Source organism: Acinetobacter sp. GW821-FHT09D10 (genome assembly GCF_059416285.1).
Map to the genome: position 1 here is coordinate 1,062,166 of NZ_JBWKOW010000001.1, position 21,470 is coordinate 1,083,635.

The window sequence follows — 21,470 nt, forward strand, 5'->3', positions numbered from 1 at the left end:
TTTATTTAGATTTTTTGGATTTCTGCAATCCACTTCTGTTTCTCTTCATCTGAGATGAAAGAGGCTTCAAAAGAGTTGATTGCGAGTTTTTTCAACTCATCATTTGTTAGATCTAAAGCTTGCTGAATTGCAAAGAAGTTATCATTCATATATCCACCGAAATATGATGGATCATCTGAATTTACAGTCACGTGTACGTCTTTTTGTAGCAAACGACGGATATTATGATCTTTCATATCCTTTACAACACATAGCTTTAGGTTGCTTAAAGGACAAACAGTTAAAGGCATTTTTTCGTTAATTAAACGTGCCATTAATTGTTTGTCTTCTTCAGAACGTACACCATGGTCAATACGGTTCACTTTGAGCAAGTCTAAAGCTTCCCATACATATTCAGGTGGGCCTTCTTCACCTGCGTGAGCAACGATTAAGAAGCCCTCTTCACGTGCCTTAGCAAAAACACGTTCAAATTTAGCTGGTGGGTGCCCCACTTCACTTGAATCAAGCCCTACAGCAATAATGTCTTGCTTAAATGGTAAAGCCTGCTCCAAGGTCTCAAAAGCTGCCTCTTCGCTTAAATGGCGTAAGAAACACATAATAAGCTGAGAGCTGATACCAAACTTAGCTTTGGCATCAGTACAAGCACGTTTTAAACCGTTAATCACTGTTGAGAAAGCAACGCCACGATCAGTGTGGGTTTGCGGGTCGAAGAACATTTCTGTGTGAACCACACGATCTTCTGCACATTTCTCAAAATAAGCCCATGCTAGATCATAAAAGTCTTGTTCATGTACAAGAACATTCGCACCAGCATAGTAAATATCTAAAAATGATTGAAGATTATGAAAGTTATAAGCTTGCTTTACTTCTTCAACAGATTTGTAAGGAATCTGAATCTGATTGCGCTGGGCAATTGCAAACATTAATTCAGGTTCAAAAGTCCCTTCAATATGTACATGCAATTCGGCTTTTGGTAAGGCGCGAATCAGCTCGACTTGATTCATATTAACTCCACGTCTAAAGAAAAAAGGGTGTGGTAAAAATCACACCCTTCTATAATTTTCTTCTTATTAAAAACTATGACTAAGACAGCTCAAGAAGAAAATTATAAAAAATCATATTAACCGCCAAATGCGATAAATTTAAATACCCAAAGTGCAGCAATAATCCATACCATGTACGGTACAGTTTTTGCCTTACCTGTGAATAATTTAACTAATGCATAGCTGATAAAGCCCATTGCAATACCATCAGCAATTGAATAGGTAAATGGCATAAATACAATAGTTAAAAAGGCTGGAACAGCTTCTGTAATATCATCCCAGTCAATGTGAGTGATCCCTTGAATCATCAACACACCAATGAACAATAAAGCTGGTGCTGTTGCAAAACCTGGTACAGATTGAGCAAGAGGTGCTAAAAATAAACAGCAAATAAATAAGACTGCAACGACAACAGCAGTTAAACCAGTACGTCCACCTGCTGCCACCCCTGAAGCTGACTCAATATATGGCGTAGTTGAAGATGTACCTAATGCGGCACCAGCAACAATTGCAGTAGAGTCTGCAAATAATGCTTTTTTCAAACGAGGTAATTTACCATCTTGCAAAAGACCAGCACGGTGTGAAACGCCAACCAAAGTACCCGTACTATCAAACAAGTCGACAATAAAGAATACGAAGATTACGCCAACCATACTTGCAGTAAATAGACCTTTAAAGTCCATTTGCATAAAGGTTGGTGCAATTGAAGGAATTTGACCAACTACGCCCTTAAATTCGTTTAGACCTAAGGCAGTCGCAATTGCTGTAACAACCAAAATACTAATAATGATTGCGCCACGGATTTTTAATTGGTGTAAAACCACAATCATTAAAAATCCAAATAACGCTAATAATACTGTAGGTTGTTTGATATCACCCAAGCCAACTAATGTCGCTTGATTATCAACAATGATGCCAGCATTTTTTAAAGCAATAAGTGCAAGGAATAAGCCAATACCACCACCAATCGCAAACTTCAGCGACATTGGAATAGCATTTACAATCGCTTCACGAATTTTAAAGAAGCTAATTGCAAGGAAGACAAGACCTGAAACAAAAACAGCAGCTAAAGCTGTTTGCCATGGCACGCCCATACCCATACAAACTGAATAGGTAAAATAAGCATTTAAACCCATACCAGGGGCCAGTGCGATTGGATAATTAGCAATGATCCCCATCACTAAACAGCCGATTGCTGCTGCCAAACAGGTCGCAACAAATACGGCGCCATGATCCATGCCGGTTTCAGATAAAATGAGTGGATTGACAATAATGATGTAACACATCGTTAGAAATGTAGTTACACCAGCAAGAACTTCAGTCCGGAAAGTGGTTTTATTGTCGCTTAACTTAAATAAACGCTCTAACCAGCCTGCCGAAGAATTGGGCGCCGCCATAAGTAGCCTCTATGCAAAATCTGAACTGTGGAATATTTACTTCTATGTAGGTCGCTGAACAATATTGTTTTTCTGTTCAGGCCTATCAACAAGAATCTCAAATTTAAGAAGCAACAAATATGCCACTCATTTGATTTCTAGTTCATCCATAGGAAATAACCACAGCCCCTCTTGAAACACAAAAAAGCTGCATAACCCCTATGCAGCTTTTTTACTATACGTTCAATAAGTTTAACAGATTCAACCGAAACATGATCAAAATTTATGAAAAGATATGACCAATGACGATGCAAAAAATCAGAAATTTAAAGCGCGATATTATTAGAAAATAATTTTTTTCTCGCTTATATATCCTTGCAAATTATAAGAAGCCAAATTGCTGTGATGAGCATGATTAGGATTGCGTTCGATACTTTGTAAATTTTGTTCTGCTTCTTGAATGATTCGCATCAATTCCTGATGTCTTTTATTTTGGGTATCTAAATAAGCCCAATACCCTAATACAAAGACAATACTTACACACAACATGATTAATACTTTATTGATCATTATTATTATCTCTATGTTTTTAATGTTAATGATCTTAACAAAAAAATATAGCTTTGTGAATATTTTCACATTTATTTACAATAACACACATTCATCCAAATAATTGATAAAAAAGGTGATTTTAAATTTATCCTTACAATGATTGATAAATACAAAACATTTCCATTGAAAAGTAACTTTATTTTAAAACAGTCTGTGTTTAATTATTTTTAATATTAGCTTTTTAGTCATTTCCATTATTAAGTTCATTTAAATATACACTATAGACAAATGTGTATATCGCATGAAAAATCTCTAAATTTTCTATCTACTGAATAAGATAAAAAGATCGATTTTTCTTTCAATTGTTATCTTTAAAATTGTTTGGTTAGCTAGCCATTTCCCTTTTTCATCTTTAGCTTTAAAAGTAAAATTCCAATTTTAACTAAAAGAGTCCTTTTTCTTATTTAAGAAATAGCTTTCTATTTCATCGTTCTATAAATCGTACCAAGCTTTCCATTTTTAGAGATTTATTACAATAATCGCTACGATAAACTGCACTCAGAGAAAAAATTAAATTAGGAGAGTAGATCATGTTTGATATGCGTTTATCTCATGAACGTGGCGCAGCACATCACGGCTGGTTACAATCAAAACATAGCTTTTCATTTGCTAACTATTGGGACCCGAAACAAGTCGGTTTTTCAGATCTACTTGTAATTAATGATGATAATGTTGCTCCGTCTAAAGGCTTTGGTACTCACCCTCACAATAATATGGAAATTATTTCCTATGTACTTGAAGGTGCATTAGAGCATAAAGACTCGATGGGTACAGGTTCTGTGATTGTACCTGGCGACATTCAGTTAATGAGTGCAGGTCGTGGAGTGGCTCATAGTGAATTTAACCATTCTGCGCAAGAAGGCGTACATTTTTTACAAATTTGGGTCGTTCCAAGTGAAGTAAATACAGATCCAGGTTATCAACAAATTCATATTGATGAAGAAGACAAACGCGGTAAATTGCATTTGATTATTTCACCAAAAGGCGGTGAAAAAACTTTATCCATCAAACAAGACATTAATATTTACTCAGGTCTTTTTGATGGTGAAGAAACTGCCGAATTTACGATTCCTGATGGTCGATATGTTTACCTTCATGTTGCCAAAGGTCGCGTTGATGTAAATGGTAAAACCTTTAACACAGGCGATGCAGCACGTATCCGTGATGGTGGAAACTTATCGTTTACCAATGGTGATCATGCTGAAATTCTGATTTTTGATATGCGTCCGGAAGAAGTTCCAACCATGCCATAATGAAGCTAAGCCCTCACATAAAACTTTATGTGAGGGCTTTTTTAGCGTTTATACAAATTGAAAAAGTCTGACTGTGATCAATGCTCTTCTGAGCGCGACATCTCTGCATTGATATAGCTCATGATCATAGTGGTTAACCCCTGCACCATTTCATCAAAACTGATATAAGGGTTTGGCAAAATAAGATGTCGAGCCACATTAAAAATCCCACTATTAATACAAATATACGTAATCACAGCGACGTTGTTAATTTTTAAATATTTAGGATTATGCATCATATATTTCATGATGACTTCCACTAAAGCCTGCTCAATTTTTGGAATGTATTTATCGTACTGTAACTCGCCTGCATAACGTAAAACAGTTAAATAACGGTCATTATTTTTCTTTAATAAATCACTAAAAGTATAAAAAATCATTTCAATGACTGGTTCTAACTCCAGCTGTAAAATAGTTGGCGCAAGTTCCGTAATCATGTCCAGAATTTCTCGAACAAAATAGTGATTCATCGCATCGTAAATTTCTTCTTTATTTTTAAAATATTCGTATAAAGATCCGACACTCACCCCTGCAATTTCTGCAATATGACGTGTTGTGGTGCCACTTGGTCCATGAAGCGCCACTGCAATAAAACCCGCTTCAATGATAGTATCGACAGTAACTTTGGCTCGAGTTTGACGAGGTTTACGCGTGGTCATACGATCTAATCAATAATCCGAACATAAAGTCAGATTAGCATGTAATCAGACTCGGTAGAAATAAAAAAACAAAATCCGAATAGTTGTCAAACTTGATCAAAAAAAGCTTCCCAAATAGATGCAATTAAGGATATCGAAACATTCTTATATTTGCTCTAACGACCCTAATTAAAATAAATTATTCATTATTTTTCAAAAATATAAATAAATTTCTATTAAAGTTTTTCTTATAAAAGAAATTCATAAATTACTTTTATATATTTAAAAATTTACCCGAATTGAATCCGAACATAAAGTCAGATTAATATGAAAAAATTAAAGAAGAGTCACTGAGAAATTCTGTATGTCTCAACTCTTCTTTCCGTTATTCAGCCAAATAATCAAACAAATAACGGAGCAACAACACCGTAGTCAATCCAGAGAACACTCTGCTTTGAAAATGGAATTTACAGTGCCTTGTTGAACATTAAGTTTATTGATTTTCATCAAAATGCACTACTACTGATTTGTCTCAAGGTGTCGCTATGATCTCGACCACAGTAAAAAAATCATTTAACAAACTTAAATTTCAACGTGAAATTGAGTTGCCGGATTTTGCCAGTAAAAGCACTATTCCAATCCGTCATTTAAATATTGGTTTTGATGGTAAGGAAATTGATGTCAAGTTCTATATGAACAATCAATTTGCCACCTTGTTTTTTGCAACACTTTCAGTTTTTTTAACTTATGGTGAAGATCTGGTGATCGAAACTGCTCGTCATCACCGTGACTTTATTAAAGATCCAATATTAAAACAGCGAGTGACTTCGCTCATTGGTCAAGAAGCAATTCACTCAAAATTGCACAATGAATATAACGATGCACTTCAAGATGCTGAATATCCTGTTGCACTCTATCGTTTCCTTGGCTCGAACTTCTTTAAATATGTCTTTTTAAAATTTCCACAACCACTGAAATTATCGATGATGGCGGGTATTGAGCATTTTACTGCTGTACTTGCTGAATACATGATGAAGCATGAAAAGAATTTCTATTATTCAGATGATGCGAAGAGCCGTGCATTGTGGATGTGGCATATGCTTGAAGAATCTGAGCATAAAGATATTGCCTATGATGTCTACCAAATCTTAAATGGCAGCTATCCATTAAGAGCATCTGGTTTCGTCCTTGCTCTCATTACCATTTTAGGGCTTATTCCTGCGACGACCTTATTTGTACCAGTTTTAAGAAAACCGCAAGAGATGTTCACCTTAAAATTCTGGAAAGATGCCCGTCGTGGCGTTGGTTTAATCTTTGGCCCGAAAGATGGTGTTTTCGGAAGTACGATTGGTCAGATTCTTGACTATTTACGTCCAGACTTTCATCCAAATGACCATGATACGACTGAATATCTTGAGTACTACAAAAAGAAATTGCTGAACGAAGGCGGTGCAATTGCTCCTTACTTTGTTAAAGAATTTACCCCACCTGTACGCGTGTCTTAATCGTCCTTTATGACTAGCTATCTCGTAGATAGCTAGTTTCTCTTCAAGTTATTTATGGATGAATCATGATTTTATTTGGCAAAAAGAAAGTTAAACCAAGCCAAAAAGCTTATGCCGTGGTGACAGGTGCAGGCAGTGGAATTGGTCGAAGTTTTGCAATTGAACTGGCAAAACGTGGTGGCAGTGTGGTTTGTGCAGACATTAATCTAGAAGCTGCTGAAGAAACCGTAAAACTTCTTGAACAACAAGGCGCGAAAGCTTTCGCTGTGCGTTGCGATGTCGGTAACTCCGAACAGGTTACAGATCTAGCAGAAACTGCTGAGATCTTACTTGGGCACCCTGTAACCCTTGTCATTAATAATGCAGGTGTAGGTTTGGGCGGAAAATTCGATGAAATGACGCTCGAAGACTGGAATTGGGTCATGAATATCAACCTTTGGGGTGTTATTCACGGTTGTCATGCATTCGTACCAAAATTTAAAAAGTTGGGTTACGGCGCGATTATTAATGTTGCTTCCGCTGCATCGTATACGGCTGCACCAGAAATGACCGCCTATAACGTGACTAAAGCAGGTGTACGCGCGCTTTCAGAAACGCTTTCTGCCGAGCTGCATAAGTTCAATATTAAAGTTAATGTGCTTTGCCCTACTTTGGTTCCAACCAATATTATCAAAAATGGTCGGATTCCAGGACGGTATTCAAAGCTTGCAGACCATGCACTTATGAACTACGCACTCACCACCAGTGATAGTGTAGCCAAATTAACACTTAACCGCCTTGATCAGAATGAGCTTTATACCATTCCTCAAATTGATGCGAAGTTATTCTGGCTCATGAAACGTGCATCACCAAGCTTGTATAACAAGTTCCTTGGCACGTCTTACAAATTATTGAAATAAGAAATTTATAGGTAGTACGCATATGACTGCTCAAATGAAAACAAATGCATCGGCAAAAAAAGCTGTCAATTCACCCAACCACATTTTCGACACCTTTATTGTAGGTGCCGGCATTTCAGGTATAGCTACTGCCATTCGCCTAGATCAGGTCGGCTATACCAATTATAAAATTATTGAAAAAGCTGGCCGTGTGGGTGGCACATGGCGTGAAAATACCTATCCGGGCTGTGGTTGTGATGTACCATCTGCGCTTTATTCTTACTCGTTTGCACCAAGTGCAAAATGGAGCCATTTATTTGCTCGCCAACCAGAAATTTTAAGTTATCTGGAAGATGTGAGTAATGAGTTTAATGTCACATCCAAAATCGAATTTAACAACGAATTGCTAAATGCTGCATGGGATGACTCACGCCATGTGTGGGTACTTGATACCACTACTGGTCAGTATTTATCTAAAACAGTTATTTTCGCTACAGGTCCAATTACTGAAGCACAAGTTCCACGTCTTGAAGGTTTAGATACGTTTAAAGGTGAGATGTTCCATTCAGCAAAATGGAACCATGATTATGATTTGACAGGTAAACGCATTGCCGTGATTGGTACTGGTGCATCTGCCATTCAGTTTGTGCCCCAAATTCAACCAAAAGCGAAAGAGCTTTTTGTGTTCCAACGTACAGCACCTTGGGTACTACCAAAACCAGACACAGACTTGGGCGAATTTAGTAAATCAGTGATTGCTAAATATCCATCCATTCAGGCAAGCTGGCGTAAAAGTGTAGCGTTAACCCTAAATGCAATTAACTTTGGTTTACGTAACCCGCTTGCACTTAAACCGGTCAATGTACTAGGTAAGCAATTACTTAAATTGCAGATTAATGACCCTGTGCTACGTAAAAATGTAACGCCAAACTTTGATATTGGCTGTAAGCGTATTTTGTTTGCTAACAATTACTACCCTGCGCTACAAGCACCAAACACGTCCCTTATTCCACATGGCTTGGTTAAAGTTGAAGGCAATACGGTTGTTGCTGCCAACGGTGAACGCCATGAAGTTGATGTGATTATCTGGGGTACAGGTTTTGAGGTATCTCACCCGCCAATTGGTAAACGTGTTCATAATGAAAAAGGTCAATGTTTACAAGATTTATGGAAAGATAGTTCACCTGAGGCTTATTTAGGTACCAACATTGAAAATGTGCCGAATGCATTTTTAATTTTAGGACCGAATGTCTTGGTTTATGACTCTTTTATTGGCTTAGCTGAGGCACAGCTAGACTATATTGTAGATGGCTTATTGAAAATTAAGAACAAGGGTATTAGCAAGTTCAACGTTAAGCCCGAAGTTATTAAAAAGCATAATGATCTGGTGCAAAAACACTTAAAAACAACTGTATTTAATAGTGGTGGTTGTAAGAGTTACTACCTTGATGCCAACGGCCGTAACTTCGCTGCATGGCCATGGTCATTGAAAAAGCTGAAACAACGTTTGAAAAACGTCGATTTGAAAGATTATGAAGTGACATATCAAACGACAAAGACTCATTAATTTGTAATTTTGATCAAATCCGTTGTAAGAAATAGGCAGTGTATTTTAGGTTTTCATGAAAATACACTGCCTTCTTCGTTGAATATCTTCAAGAAATAAAAAAACAGGATAAAGATGAAAGAAGGTCAATCAAGTCGTACCGCCGAAGCCGCCGCTGCATTACGTGCAAATCACTTTAAAAATACGGTCAGCCCTGTATTTTCAGACCCTTATGCTTTTGAGCTGACCAGTAGAAGCTGGAAAAAACTTCTATCAAGCCCACTCCTTGTTAAATTAATGAATTCAGCGGTTTTAAACCGCACTTTAGGTTTACTCACTGGGCAAGTGGTCGGACGCTCTCGTTATGCCGAAGATTTACTTGATCAGGCAGTTCAACAAAACACTCAACAATATGTTTTAGTTGGTGCAGGTCTAGATTCATTTGTACTACGTGAGTCTCACCATTACCCAACTTTAAAAATCTTTGAAGTTGATCATCCTGATACTCAAGCTGCCAAACAAGCCAAACTAAAAAAGCTAGGAAATATTCCTTCAACAGTTGAGTTTGTCGCAATTAACTTTGAAAAAGAGTCTATTTCGGAAGCCTTAGCCAGAAGTCTCTATGAGCGATCCGCTCCTGCTTTTTTTTCATGGTTAGGAACGACTCATTATTTAAACCCGCAAACAACTTTGCAGACTTTAAAAAGCATTGCTGAATTTGCAGCAAACGCTAGCGAAGTTGTACTCGACTATTCGACCGATTTTCAGGAATTAACTGGTATCGAACGTATTGGTAGCATGGGTGTTGCCCAGTTTACGCATTTGCTCAAAGAACCATTATTAGGTCAATTTAAACCTACTGATTTACATCACGCAGTTGAACAAATGGGCTTTGAAGTCGTTGAAGATCTGTCAGGTGAAGCTATTACTGAGCGTTATTTTAGTGCACGAGTAGATGAGATTCGCCATACTTCGGCGACTCGTTTATTGCATTTGCGCTTGAATAAATAAACTCAGCTTGATGATTTACCACTTAACCTTACTGCATGCGGTGTCTTACCGTGCCATCTTTTATAAGCATGAATAAAACTGGTAGGTTCGGCATATCCCAACCATTCGGCAATTTGCTCAATAGAGGCTTTCGGTAAAGTCAGATATTGTTCTGCTAAAACCTGTCTGACTTCTTCACGTATTTGAATAAAGGTCATACCTTCTTGAGCGAGATGACGGCGTAAGGTACGCGCGTTTAAGTGCAAACGATCGGCAACCATGTCCATAGAGGGCATTTCCCCTCGTACCCTCATTAACTGCTGCTGCACTAAATTAATAAATTTCTTTTGTGTTTGGCGCCTATCTAAAATTTGCCGACATTGTTCTTCAGCCGTATGCAAAATCAGGTCATTGGCCATTTGTAGTTTTTGATCTACTTTATGTGGATCGAGTAAAACAAAGTTCTTAGCCGCCCCAAACTCCGGCAGAATTCCAAACAAATCAATATAAGGTTGTACCTCAGCTTTAGGCTGGAAAGTGAAAGCCATATATTGACAAAAATTATCTTGTACTAGGTCACGCTGCACCGTAATGAGCGCCGCGGCATCCCGTTCAACAATAAACTGTCGAACTGAAAGAGGAATGCCCTCATCTTCAATCTCAATCCGAATACCTTCATCTGTATCTGAAACTAGAAATCGGGTAAAGGCAAAAGTAAGTGAAAAATAGGTTAAAGCTAAATCAAGTGCTTCACGAATGCTGGCACTGCTCATGAGGGCCATGCCTAAAGGCCCAAATGTTGTGAAGTGGTAGCGTGTACCTACATCTAAGCCTAATGTCGGCCTGTCTCCAAGCTGCTCAACCAAGTTATGAATAACCTGCAATTCTTGCTGACCTGTCACCACCATATTAGGATCAAGCAATTGCTGTTGACTGATTCCAGTCTCTTCTAAAATGGCCTGATAAGAAATGCCTGATTCCACCGCAAAATCAGCCATGAGTCGAACACTGTGTATGCTACGCTCAAATGCCCAAGTGTACGTCACTGTACCATCCAGAATGTCCTCGAATCACAATATTTTGTCCTCATCCATCCTCTAAATCAAGCAAATAAACGTCTATGCTGCATACAGGAAATTGCGATTCTTTCGCCCACTGTTTTTAAGGATTTTAGAGCAGCCTATGTTTAATTCGTCAGCTAATTCAAATAAAAATGTACGCATCGCCATTATAGGCACGGGTTTTGGTGGTTTGGGTCTTGCGATTCGTCTCAAACAAGCCGGTTTTGAACAATTTACCCTGTATGAAAAAGCCGCTGATGTCGGTGGTGTCTGGCGCGACAATACTTATCCGGGTGCTGCGTGTGATGTTCCGTCACATCTTTATTCTTTTTCTTTTGAGCAAGAGCTGGGTTGGAAAAACCGTTACGGCACATCTCAAGAGATTTACCAATATTTACGCCATTGCGCTGATAAATATGACATTCGCCCACACGTTCAATTTAATACAGAAATTGCCAGTGCCGAATTTGATGCATTACAAGGTGTATGGCACATTCAAAGTACCACTGGTGAGCATTTTGAAGCTGAGTTTTTAGTGGGTGCTGTGGGTCAATTAAACCGCCCAGCCTACCCAAAACTTAAAGGCATTGAAAACTTTAAAGGTAAGGCTTTTCACTCAGCTCGTTGGGATCATGATTATGATTTAAATGGTAAACGTGTTGCTGTAATTGGTACAGGTGCGAGCGCCATTCAGTTTGTTCCTGAAATTGCTAAAGAGGTTGCTCATCTTGATGTTTATCAACGTTCGGCACCTTATGTCATTCCAAAACCAGATCGGGTTTATCAACCTTTAGAGAAAAAAGCGTTCCGCAAATTACCGATTTTGCAGAGTCTAGATCGTGCCTTGCAATATGGTCATCACGAAATTCGTCTGCTTGCCTTTACAACTTCTTTAAATGAAATGCCTTTGGTGGAATATTTATTCCAACGTCATATTCGTAAGGTCGTTAAAGACTCCAAATTACGTCATCGTTTAATGCCGGACTACCCAATTGGTTGTAAGCGTATTTTGATTTCCAACCAGTGGTATGAAACGCTCACTCAACCCCATGTAGATGTTATTCATACGGGCATTCAAGAAATTACTGAAAATGGCATTTTAGATACGGACGGAAATCTGCGTGAAGTTGATACCATTATTTATGGTACTGGTTTTGCTGCAACTGAATTTATGGCGCCAATGCAAATTACTGGATTGGACGGACGTACCTTAAAAGATACATGGAAAGATGGTGCAGAAGCATACCTTGGCTTAACTGTTAGCGGCTTCCCTAATTTCTTTATGCTTTATGGTCCAAATACCAATCTTGGACATAATTCAATTGTCTATATGATTGAAAGTCAAGTGAATTATATTTTAGATGCCATTCAAACATTGATAAAAAACAAGTTGTTATTCACCAATGTTCGTGCAGAAGTTCAACACGAGTTCAACCAAAATATTCAAGAAAAAATGAAGAAAACCGTATGGGCACAAGGTTGTACAAGTTGGTATCAAACTGCTGATGGCAAGAATACCAATAACTGGCCAGGTTTTACCCTTGAGTATCGTCAACGCACTCGCCGCTTTGATATTGAAAACTACACTCAAGTCTCGGCTCTTTCTTAATCAGCTTCACGATAGGAAATCAGAAAAATAAACGGAGTATTTTATGAAAACATTTAAGAACAAAGTCGCTGCTGTGACAGGTGCGGGTTCCGGAATTGGACAAGCAATTGCAATTGAACTGGCAAAACAAGGCTGCCATCTGGCACTTTCCGATATCAGTGAAGCGGGCTTAGCCAAAACAGTCGAGCTGTTAACGCCTTACTCAGTCAAAGTAACTACGCAAAAAGTTGATGTTGCTAAGCGTGATGAGGTTGCAAATTGGGCGAAAGCTGTTGTAAATGAGCATGGCGAAGTTAACCTGATCTTTAATAATGCTGGTGTAGCAATAGGTAGCACAGCTGAAGGTGTAAGCTATGAAGATCTTGAATGGCTCATTGGTATTAACTTTTGGGGCGTAGTTTATGGCACTAAAGAATTCTTGCCATTTTTAAAGCAAAGTGGTGATGGGCATATTATTAATATTTCTAGTATGTTTGGCTTAACAGCTCAACCGACCCAAAGTGCTTATAACGCGAGTAAATTTGCTGTTCGTGGCTTTACTGAATCTCTGCGTCAAGAACTTGATATGCAAAATGCTGGGGTTAGCGCGACCTGTGTTCATCCGGGTGGTATTCGTACCAATATTGCCAAAGCTGCCCGCATGAATAATAGTGTCCAGTCTTTAGGCATGGACCCTCTAAAAAGTCAGGATGCTTTCGACAAATTACTTCGCACCCCTGCTGACGAGGCTGCTCAACAAATTTTAGAGGCTGTTCGTAAAAACCGTCGACGCTTACTGATTGGAGCCGATGCGAAAGTCGTTGATGTGATTCAGCGTATTCTTCCACAAGGCTACCAAAAGATTTTTGGAGCCGCGACTGCTTTTCAAACTCGCCTACTCAACAAACCAGCAAAATAAAAAATCACTGATCAGCATCATCCTAAATTTAGGAGATGCTGATTAATAAATAACAAGCTCTAGTATGAGTTCTTATTATGAAGCAGCTTCTTGCATGGACCATCCGTACCACGCTACGTCCAGCTTTATCACCCAAAACTCCAGTGAAGTTACAACGTTTTTGTAGCGATGCAGCCAGTGTTATTGTGCTTGGGCCACGTGGCTATAAAACAAAAAAGCCAAAAATTGCTCAAGTGCCAACAGTTCATATTCAGCCCAAAACGACTAAGTCAGGGCTAGGTATCTTGTATTTACATGGCGGTGGCTATGTTGTTGGCAGTTCAAAAAGTCACACTAAGCTTGCCGCTCAAATTGGACACGCAGCTCAAGCACAAGTCTGGTTACCTGAATATCGCCTCGCTCCAGAACACTCAAGCCCCGCTGCTATTGAAGATGCAATTGCTGTCTACAAAGCTTTACTTGCCCAAGGACAAGACCCGAAAAAACTCGTGTTTGTCGGAGATTCTGCGGGTGGCGGGCTGAGTTTAAGCACTGCAATTGCTATTCGGGATGCAGGATTGCCACTACCAGCTGCATTGGTTTTACTTTCACCGTGGGTTGATTTAAGCCTCTCTGGAAACAGTATGAAAACTCGTACAGCTCAAGATGCAATGCTGTCTGAAGACTGGTTAGCTTGGTGTGCAAAAAACTATTGCGCGCAAAAAACACTGACCGATCCAATCTGTTCCCCACTCTATGCAGACTTAACTGGATTACCACCTGTTCTGATTCATGTGGGCACTGAAGAAGTTTTATTAGATGATGCAAAACGTCTCGCTGAACAAGCTGGAAAATACGGTATTCCGACGAACTTTAGGATTTATGACCAAGTCGGACATGTTTTTCAGTTCCACACGGGTATACTAAAAGAATCTAATGACTCGATTGAGCGCATTGGGCAATTCATTGATAAACATACACAGTCAATATAAAAAATAATCGCCAGAGAGGAGCCTCGGCATGACAACAAACAATTATGACTATGATTATCTCATTATTGGTTCAGGCTTTGGTGGTAGTGTTTCTGCTTGCCGTCTAACCGAAAAAGGTTACTCAGTTGCTGTAATGGAAATGGGGCGTCGCTGGAAAGCCGAAGATTTTGCGAAAAATAACTGGAATTCCCGCCGCTGGATTTGGCGTCCAGGCATGAAGCTTTTCGGCTATTTCAATATGCGCTTTTTTCGCCATGTCACCATTATTTGCGGGAATGCTGTAGGTGGAGGTTCAATTACCTATGCCAATACCCTACTCGTTCCACCTGAACATATTTGGGACGAAGGCACATGGGCAGATGCTGCGGACTGGAAAAATGAAATGCCCCAGCACTATGCAGAAGCAGAACGTATGCTTGGGGTGACGGATAATAAAATTTTTGGTCCTGCCGACCATATGCTTAAACAAATGGGTGAAGCTATCGGCGTGGGCCACACCTTTAAACCGACTCGTGTTGCGACTTTCTTCCCACCCGAAGGTGAACAAGGCGGAAAAACATACCCCGACCCATATTTTAATGGTGAAGGTCCAGACCGTGCGACGTGTACCGCATGTGGCGGTTGTATGACAGGTTGTAAACACAACGCAAAAAACACTTTGGATAAAAACTATTTGTACTTTGCCGAAAAAAATGGTGCCAAGGTTTATGAAGAAACCAAAGTTGTTGATGTTAAACCACTCAATGGTAAAGCAGATGGCAGTGATGGCTATGAAGTAACCACTGAATGCTCAACCTCATGGTTTAATAAACAGCGTCGTACATGGCGAGTACGCAACGTGATTTTCTCGGCATCTTCTTTGGGTACACAAGAGATGTTGTTCCGCTTAAAGCAGTCTGGTTCTCTGCCAAATATTTCCGATGACTTGGGTAATCGGGTTCGTACCAATGCCGAATCTATTTTAGGGGTTCGTTTCTTTGGTAAAGATGTCGACATGAGCAAAGGTGTTGCCATTGGTTCAAGTATTTACATCGACCATGACACTCATATTGAGGCGACTCGCTACCAAAACGGTTCCGATGCAATGGGTCTCATGTGTACTTACATGGCAAAAGGAAAACCGGGTTGGACACGTATCTTCTTTTGGTTATGGGCGTTAATCTGCCATCCATTTATTTTTCTACGCATGAGCAATCCGGTTGGTTTTGCACGTCAAACCTTGATTTTCTTGGTGATGCAAACTGCCGATGCCTCAATTAACATGCGCTTGAAGCGTAACTGGTTTTGGCCTTTTGGCAAGGTTTTATCTAGCGAAGGTAAAAAGCTACCGGTTTATATTCCACAGGCCAATACCTTTACCGAAAAAGTTGCCAAAATGTTTAATGGCCACCCTATGACAACCATTACCGAAATTTTATTCAATGTGCCTTTTACCGCACACTGTATGGGCGGCTGTGCAATTTCCTCAAGCCCAGAACGTGGCGTGGTGGATGGACAAAATCACGTTTTTAACTATAAAAACTTATATGTTGTAGATGGTTCAATGTTAGGTGCCAATTTGGGTGTTAACCCAAGTCTCACCATTACAGCTTTAGCAGAACGTGCAATGTCTTATATTCCGGCTAAACACACTTTGGGCGAACATCAGGACGATACAGCAGATGCAGAAACCGTAGAGATCACGAAAGCTTCTGCTTAACATAGAAATTTGTTTTATAAAAAAAGCCTATTTTAAAATAGGCTTTTTTTATTTCGCTTTTTAAATTACATCGTTACGGCTTTAGCACGAGCTGCATGCAATTTTTTATAGCTCTCGATCAGACGTAAATGGCGATCAAGTCCTTCTAGTTTCATGCTTGTTGGTGTTAAACCATAGAAACGAACGCTACCATCGACAGAACCTAATACTGCCTCCATTCGTGTGTCACCAAACATACGACGGAAGTTAGTCAGGTAGTCTTCAAGCTCTAGTTCTTCATCTAACATCACTTCAAGCACCACGTTCATGCACTGATAGAACAAGCCTCGCTCAACAGTGTTGGTGTTATATTGCAAGTAAGTTTCGACAAGCTCTTTTGCTTCTTCAAATTGCTGCAAAGCAACGTAAATCAACAACTTCAACTCTAAAATCGTGAGCTGTCCCCAAACTGTATTGTCATCAAATTCAATGCCAATGAGTGTGGTGATTTCGGTGTAATCGTCTAACTCACATTCTTCTAAGCGCTCAACCAATGCTTCAAGTTGTTCATCATCCAAACGATGCAGATTTAAAATATCTTCACGGAATGAAAGTGCTTTATTGGTATTGTCCCAAATCAAATCTTCAACGAGATAAATTTCTGAATAATCCGGCACTAAAATACGGCAAGCGGTCGCACCTAGGTGCTCATATACTGCCATATAAACTTCTTTGCCCATCTCTTCGAGAATACCGAACAATGTTGCAGCTTCGTCTGCATTCGACTCTTCGCCTTCTCCAGAAAAATCCCACTCAACAAAGTCATAGTCAGATTTAGAACTAAAGAAACGCCAAGATACCAAACCGCTTGAGTCAATAAAATGCTCAACAAAGTTATTCGGTTCAGTCACCGCATTACTTTGGAAAGTCGGTTGTGGTAAATCATTTAAGCCTTCAAAACTACGACCTTGAAGCAGCTCAGTCAAACTACGCTCTAACGCAACTTCAAAACTTGGATGTGCACCAAACGATGCAAAAACACCACCCGTACGCGGGTTCATTAAAGTCACACACATTACAGGGAACTGACCACCTAATGATGCATCTTTAACTAATACAGGGAAGCCTTGCTCTTCTAAGCCTTTAATACCAGCAACAATACTTGGGTATTTTGCTAATACGTCTTCAGGAACATCTGGAAGTGCAATTTCACCTTCTAAAATTTCACGTTTAACAGCACGTTCAAAAATTTCTGACAAGCATTGAACTTGGGCTTCCGCCAAAGTGTTGCCTGCACTCATACCATTACTTAAGTACAAGTTTTCAATTAAATTTGATGGGAAATAGACAACTTCATCGTCAGACTGGCGCACAAAAGGTAGCGAGCAAATGCCGCGCTCTACATTGCCTGAATTGGTGTCATATAAATGTGTACCGAGTAATTCATCATCTGGGTTATAAATCTCAAGACAATATTCATCTAAGATTTCTTTAGGTAATTCACCATTTGGACCCGGTTTAAACCATTTTTCATCTGGATAATGCACAAATTCAGCATTGGCAATATCTTCACCCCAGAACTGGTCGTTATAGAAGAAGTTACAGTTTAAACGCTCAATAAACTCGCCTAATGCAGATGCCAAAGCGCTTTCTTTAGTTGCACCTTTACCATTGGTAAAACACATCGGAGACTGTGCATCACGAATATGTAAAGACCATACATTCGGAACAATATTACGCCAAGATGCGATTTCAATCTTCATGCCCAAATTTGCCAAAATGGCAGACATATTGGCAATGGTTTCTTCTAATGGCAGGTCTTTACCCTGAATATAGGTATGGCTTTCTGAAGTTAAGCTTGGCAATAACAGTGCTTGCGCATCTGCATCAATGCTTTCAACTTCTTCGATAATAAATTCAGGACCAGTTTGAATAACTTTTTTAACAGTACAACGGTCGATTGAACGTAAAATCCCTTGGCGATCTTTATCTGAAATATCGGCTGGTAATTCAATCTGAATTTTAAAGGTTTGCTTGTAGCGGTTTTCAGGATCAACAATATTATTTTGTGATAAACGAATATTATCGGTTGGGATATCTCGAGCTGCACAATACACTTTTACAAAGTACGCTGCACACAATGCGGAAGATGCTAAAAAATAGTCAAATGGGCCCGGTGCCGAACCGTCACCCTTGTAGCGAATTGGTTGATCGGCAATTACCGTAAAGTCATCGAACTTAGCTTCCTGTCGAAGATTGTCGAGATAATTAACCTTGATTTCCATGCTGGCACCTAAATATTTTTATGTGTCAGCACAGACACATAAAATTCTAAATATTGAAAAATAAGCCGAATCACAGCGAAGAAATTGACTTAAAAAAATGAGAGATTAAAGCCATGTGTTTAATGAACGACTCAATTGGCTTTAATAAGATTGGCGGTATTATAGAGTGATTTTGTGAAGTTGATAACTAAAGTTAAAACATTGATGCTCACAATGCTTTAACTTGTCTTTAATTTACTTAAATATTGAGCATTAAAATTTAAAGGTGTAATCAACATTCAACCGTGTTTCATTTGCCGAGTGAAATGTCATAGTGCTTGGCATATCGTTACGATAGTGAGAAAAACGAGCTCGCATGCCTAGGCCTTTTAATTTCCCTTCAGGAATTTTATAACCTAAATCAAATTCCATCGACTCTTCCTTGAAACGCTGATCACCATATTGCAGCAAATCAATATCTTCGCCTTTTGCATAGCGGGTCATAAAGCGCAGTCCATTTAATGAAACATCACCTAATCGTGCATTTTTAAAGTCATATTCATAACGAATCGAATAGACTTTTTCGTCTTTATTTGAGTAGTCAGAACTCATAAAATCAAGCACGACTGGACTTTCGGTTCCCGACAAAAACGGCAAACCAGTCGAGCCAAACGACTGCATATAGCCCAAAGAAACCGTATGGTTTTGATAGTTCAAACCAAATAAACCACTCATATGGCGGTTATCGACCTCTCCTATTTTTTTGCTTCCAGTTTCTTCACTATTAAAAAAACGCACGTCACTTAAAAAATTAAGCTGGTCATTTAAAGGCTGTTTTCCGTTAAAACCCAAAAATTGTTGCTGGTAAATGTCTTTGAGTTCGGCATGGTAAGCGCGTAAACGGTAGTCCTTTAACTGATAACTTCCTCCCAGCGTGTAAAAAGAATCAGTGGTTGCTGCCTTGTCAAAACGACGGTTGATATTGTCCGTTCCAACATCTGTAAAGCGAATTGAGTCGCGTTGACGCACTTCGTCAACATAAAATCCTTCAAGTTGAAGATTTGGAATTTCATTTGAAACAAAGCGAATACCGCGATAAGTCTGGGGGAACAAACGGGCTGGCGATGAAAATATGGTCGGTAATTGTGGAACTAAATCCCCCACAAAAAGCTCATTTTTTCTAAATTTAGCCTTCCCTGTAATACCAATTTTTCCATAATAATCGTCACGAGAGTTATCAGTATTGACGGGTAATAAGCCACTACGTGCATAGTCATCAGCGCGACTTCCCATCAGGTTAAAACCCGCCATTGCCAGTACATCAACACCGAATCCAACTGTCCCTTCGGTATAACCCGAATGTCCTTTAAAAATTAAACCCTGCGCCCAATCCCTGGCAGCTGTATAGGGATATGGATCTTTTTTATAGTCTCGGTCAAAGTAAAAATTACGCAGTGTTAGCTCAGCTTTACTGTCCGCAATAAACTCCGCATGCACAACTTGACTAAATAATGGGCACAAGCATACCCCCACCCACAATGGTGTCTTTTTCATTTTTTATCTCAACTATTTAATTTTTAATGGATTAAGGTGCTGTTTTAAGCGAGTAGTTCTGCTCTTTCTTACTTCGGTAAAATGCACTGCCCAGACTTAAAATCAGGAAAATAGCCAAAATAAATACCACACCGTAATAGGCATAAAGCGTTGCTGGTGCGATGCCTTTATCCAGAAAAACACCTGCAATCGTTGGCGATAAAATTGCCCCAATACGACCAAAACCAATGGCATAACCCACACCGCGACTACGGATTTCGGCGTCATAAATTGTTGGAGAAATAGAATATAGACCTGCCACACAGCCATTAATAAGTGTGCCGAGTAATAACCCCACCATGAGTGCGACACTCACTTGAGACGAGACTGCGACAAATAGAAAAACACATGCAGACGTTAGCCCTAAAAATAGGCTTAAGGCATAGAAAATTTTTATGCGTGATGCGAGTAAACCAATAATGGCTGCACCGAAAATACCGCCAATACTAATTAAAATACCTGTACTTACCCCTTGCTCTGGTGACATTCCCATTGAAATAAGAATTTTTGGTGTCCAGCTCATGACAAAGTAAAAGCCAAACATCACTAAAAAGAATGCAAACCAAAGGCAAAGTGTTTGAAATCCCAGTTGCCCTGCAAATAATTTACCCAGCTCACTGCCATTTTGCGTGCTGATTTTTTCATAACGCGGCATAACTGGTAGTTCGTTTAGCCCCATACGATTTACAGTTGCATTAATTCGTTCCAATGCCTGTTTGGGTCTTTTCGCTAATAAATAATCTAAAGATTCAGGTAATAACCATGCACTGATCAGCAGCATTGCAATGGTTGTGATCCCACCAGCCAAAAAGATTGAACGCCAACCTAAATGCTCAATCAATGCCAGTGACAATACCCCACCTAGTGTGGCGCCAATTCCATAACCTGTAGACATTAAACTAACCGCAAGACTACGCCAGCGAGCATTGGCATATTCACTTGCTAGCACATTACTGCTGGCAAGAATACCGCCCACCCCAATTCCGGTAATAAACCGAAGTGCTGCCAACATGCCGTGGCTTTGTACAAAAGCACAGCCCAACATACTAAGACCTGCAATCACAAGACAAACTAAGATGAGTAAACGACGACCGATTTTATCGGCTAGAGGTGCGAGAAAGATTGAACCAGCAGCCATTCCAAAAAGGCCTGAACTAAGCAACAAGCCAATTTGTGCCCCTGAAAGTGACCATTCTGCTGATACGGACGGTGCGGTAAATGCCATCACCATCACATCAAAGCCATCAATAATATTGAGACAGATACAAATCAAAATAACAAACCATTGGTAGCGGCTCATATTGTTTTGATTGATCTCACTTAGAACGTCTCTTTCCATTTGTGTATCTCCCTTGGATAAGACATACACACGACATTGCTATATAAGCAATTGGGTAGTTATGCACATCCGTATCCATAATGACCTAGAGGAATATTTATTTTTTGAGCATCCTGCTCTTTTTCTATACTGAATATTTGGATCCAAAAAATCAACAATATTTTTAAAATTTAATTA

Annotated in this window: 17 protein-coding genes; 9 read left to right on the forward strand and 8 right to left on the reverse strand. The window is 39.4% G+C overall.

The genetic code is table 11. The features are described 5' to 3' along the window. Positions 1-5 precede the first annotated feature (5 nt). The 3 genes from AC07M3_RS05010 to AC07M3_RS05020 form a co-directional block, all read right to left on the reverse strand. Positions 6-1,004 (reverse strand): adenosine deaminase, encoded by a 999-nt coding sequence (locus AC07M3_RS05010; RefSeq protein WP_494566704.1) that lies wholly within the window; start codon positions 1,002-1,004, stop codon positions 6-8. Between the two features lie 116 nt (positions 1,005-1,120). Then, on the reverse strand, positions 1,121-2,440 hold the full coding sequence (locus AC07M3_RS05015) for an NCS2 family permease (RefSeq protein ID WP_003652707.1): 1,320 nt from the start codon (positions 2,438-2,440) through the stop codon (positions 1,121-1,123). Positions 2,441-2,761: 321 nt separating this feature from the next. After that, entirely contained in the window at positions 2,762-2,989 is a 228-nt protein-coding gene (locus AC07M3_RS05020; RefSeq protein WP_494566705.1) for a hypothetical protein, read from the reverse strand. A gap of 572 nt (positions 2,990-3,561) precedes the next feature. On the opposite strand from AC07M3_RS05020, the gene AC07M3_RS05025 reads away from it, so the two are divergent. Beyond that, positions 3,562-4,284: a pirin family protein gene (locus AC07M3_RS05025; RefSeq protein WP_209830327.1), complete on the forward strand. Its 723-nt coding sequence runs from the start codon at positions 3,562-3,564 to the stop codon at positions 4,282-4,284. A 77-nt stretch (positions 4,285-4,361) separates the two neighbouring features. Here the strand turns inward: AC07M3_RS05025 and AC07M3_RS05030 are convergent, their stop codons facing one another. Then, positions 4,362-4,982: a TetR/AcrR family transcriptional regulator gene (locus AC07M3_RS05030; protein ID WP_092707837.1), complete on the reverse strand. Its 621-nt coding sequence runs from the start codon at positions 4,980-4,982 to the stop codon at positions 4,362-4,364. A gap of 524 nt (positions 4,983-5,506) precedes the next feature. On the opposite strand from AC07M3_RS05030, the gene AC07M3_RS05035 reads away from it, so the two are divergent. The 4 genes from AC07M3_RS05035 (at position 5,507) to AC07M3_RS05050 (ending at position 9,901) form a co-directional block, all read left to right on the forward strand. Beyond that, positions 5,507-6,466, forward strand: a complete 960-nt coding sequence (locus AC07M3_RS05035; RefSeq protein WP_092707835.1) for a metal-dependent hydrolase — start codon at positions 5,507-5,509, stop codon at positions 6,464-6,466. Positions 6,467-6,531: 65 nt separating this feature from the next. Then, positions 6,532-7,365, forward strand: a complete 834-nt coding sequence (locus tag AC07M3_RS05040) for an SDR family NAD(P)-dependent oxidoreductase (RefSeq protein ID WP_307010673.1) — start codon at positions 6,532-6,534, stop codon at positions 7,363-7,365. A gap of 22 nt (positions 7,366-7,387) precedes the next feature. After that, positions 7,388-8,911, forward strand: coding sequence for a flavin-containing monooxygenase (locus AC07M3_RS05045; RefSeq protein ID WP_494566706.1), 1,524 nt, complete (start codon positions 7,388-7,390; stop codon positions 8,909-8,911). 114 nt (positions 8,912-9,025) lie between these two features. Beyond that, positions 9,026-9,901 (forward strand): class I SAM-dependent methyltransferase, encoded by an 876-nt coding sequence (locus AC07M3_RS05050; protein ID WP_494566707.1) that lies wholly within the window; start codon positions 9,026-9,028, stop codon positions 9,899-9,901. 2 nt (positions 9,902-9,903) lie between these two features. On the opposite strand, the gene AC07M3_RS05055 is transcribed toward AC07M3_RS05050, so the two are convergent. Beyond that, positions 9,904-10,926, reverse strand: coding sequence for an AraC family transcriptional regulator (locus AC07M3_RS05055; protein ID WP_494566708.1), 1,023 nt, complete (start codon positions 10,924-10,926; stop codon positions 9,904-9,906). 136 nt (positions 10,927-11,062) lie between these two features. Between AC07M3_RS05055 and AC07M3_RS05060 the strand changes: the two genes are divergently transcribed. The 4 genes from AC07M3_RS05060 to choxAB all read left to right on the forward strand — a co-directional run bounded on the left by AC07M3_RS05060 (position 11,063) and on the right by choxAB (position 16,118). Beyond that, positions 11,063-12,550 (forward strand): flavin-containing monooxygenase, encoded by a 1,488-nt coding sequence (locus AC07M3_RS05060; RefSeq protein WP_494566709.1) that lies wholly within the window; start codon positions 11,063-11,065, stop codon positions 12,548-12,550. A gap of 43 nt (positions 12,551-12,593) precedes the next feature. Beyond that, positions 12,594-13,448, forward strand: a complete 855-nt coding sequence (locus tag AC07M3_RS05065; protein WP_494566710.1) for an SDR family NAD(P)-dependent oxidoreductase — start codon at positions 12,594-12,596, stop codon at positions 13,446-13,448. A 77-nt stretch (positions 13,449-13,525) separates the two neighbouring features. Next, positions 13,526-14,419 carry an alpha/beta hydrolase gene (locus tag AC07M3_RS05070; protein WP_494566711.1) on the forward strand — a complete coding sequence of 298 codons (894 nt, stop codon included), beginning with the start codon at positions 13,526-13,528 and terminating at the stop codon, positions 14,417-14,419. Positions 14,420-14,447: 28 nt separating this feature from the next. After that, positions 14,448-16,118 (forward strand): cholesterol oxidase, encoded by a 1,671-nt coding sequence (gene choxAB, locus AC07M3_RS05075; RefSeq protein ID WP_494566712.1) that lies wholly within the window; start codon positions 14,448-14,450, stop codon positions 16,116-16,118. Positions 16,119-16,183: 65 nt separating this feature from the next. On the opposite strand, the gene AC07M3_RS05080 is transcribed toward choxAB, so the two are convergent. From AC07M3_RS05080 to AC07M3_RS05090, 3 genes are all read right to left on the reverse strand, one after another. After that, positions 16,184-18,382 carry an OsmC domain/YcaO domain-containing protein gene (locus AC07M3_RS05080; protein WP_494566713.1) on the reverse strand — a complete coding sequence of 733 codons (2,199 nt, stop codon included), beginning with the start codon at positions 18,380-18,382 and terminating at the stop codon, positions 16,184-16,186. A 252-nt stretch (positions 18,383-18,634) separates the two neighbouring features. After that, entirely contained in the window at positions 18,635-19,915 is a 1,281-nt protein-coding gene (locus AC07M3_RS05085; protein ID WP_494566714.1) for an OprD family outer membrane porin, read from the reverse strand. 31 nt (positions 19,916-19,946) lie between these two features. Continuing rightward, positions 19,947-21,293 carry an MFS transporter gene (locus AC07M3_RS05090; protein WP_494566715.1) on the reverse strand — a complete coding sequence of 449 codons (1,347 nt, stop codon included), beginning with the start codon at positions 21,291-21,293 and terminating at the stop codon, positions 19,947-19,949. Positions 21,294-21,470: the final 177 nt, after the last annotated feature.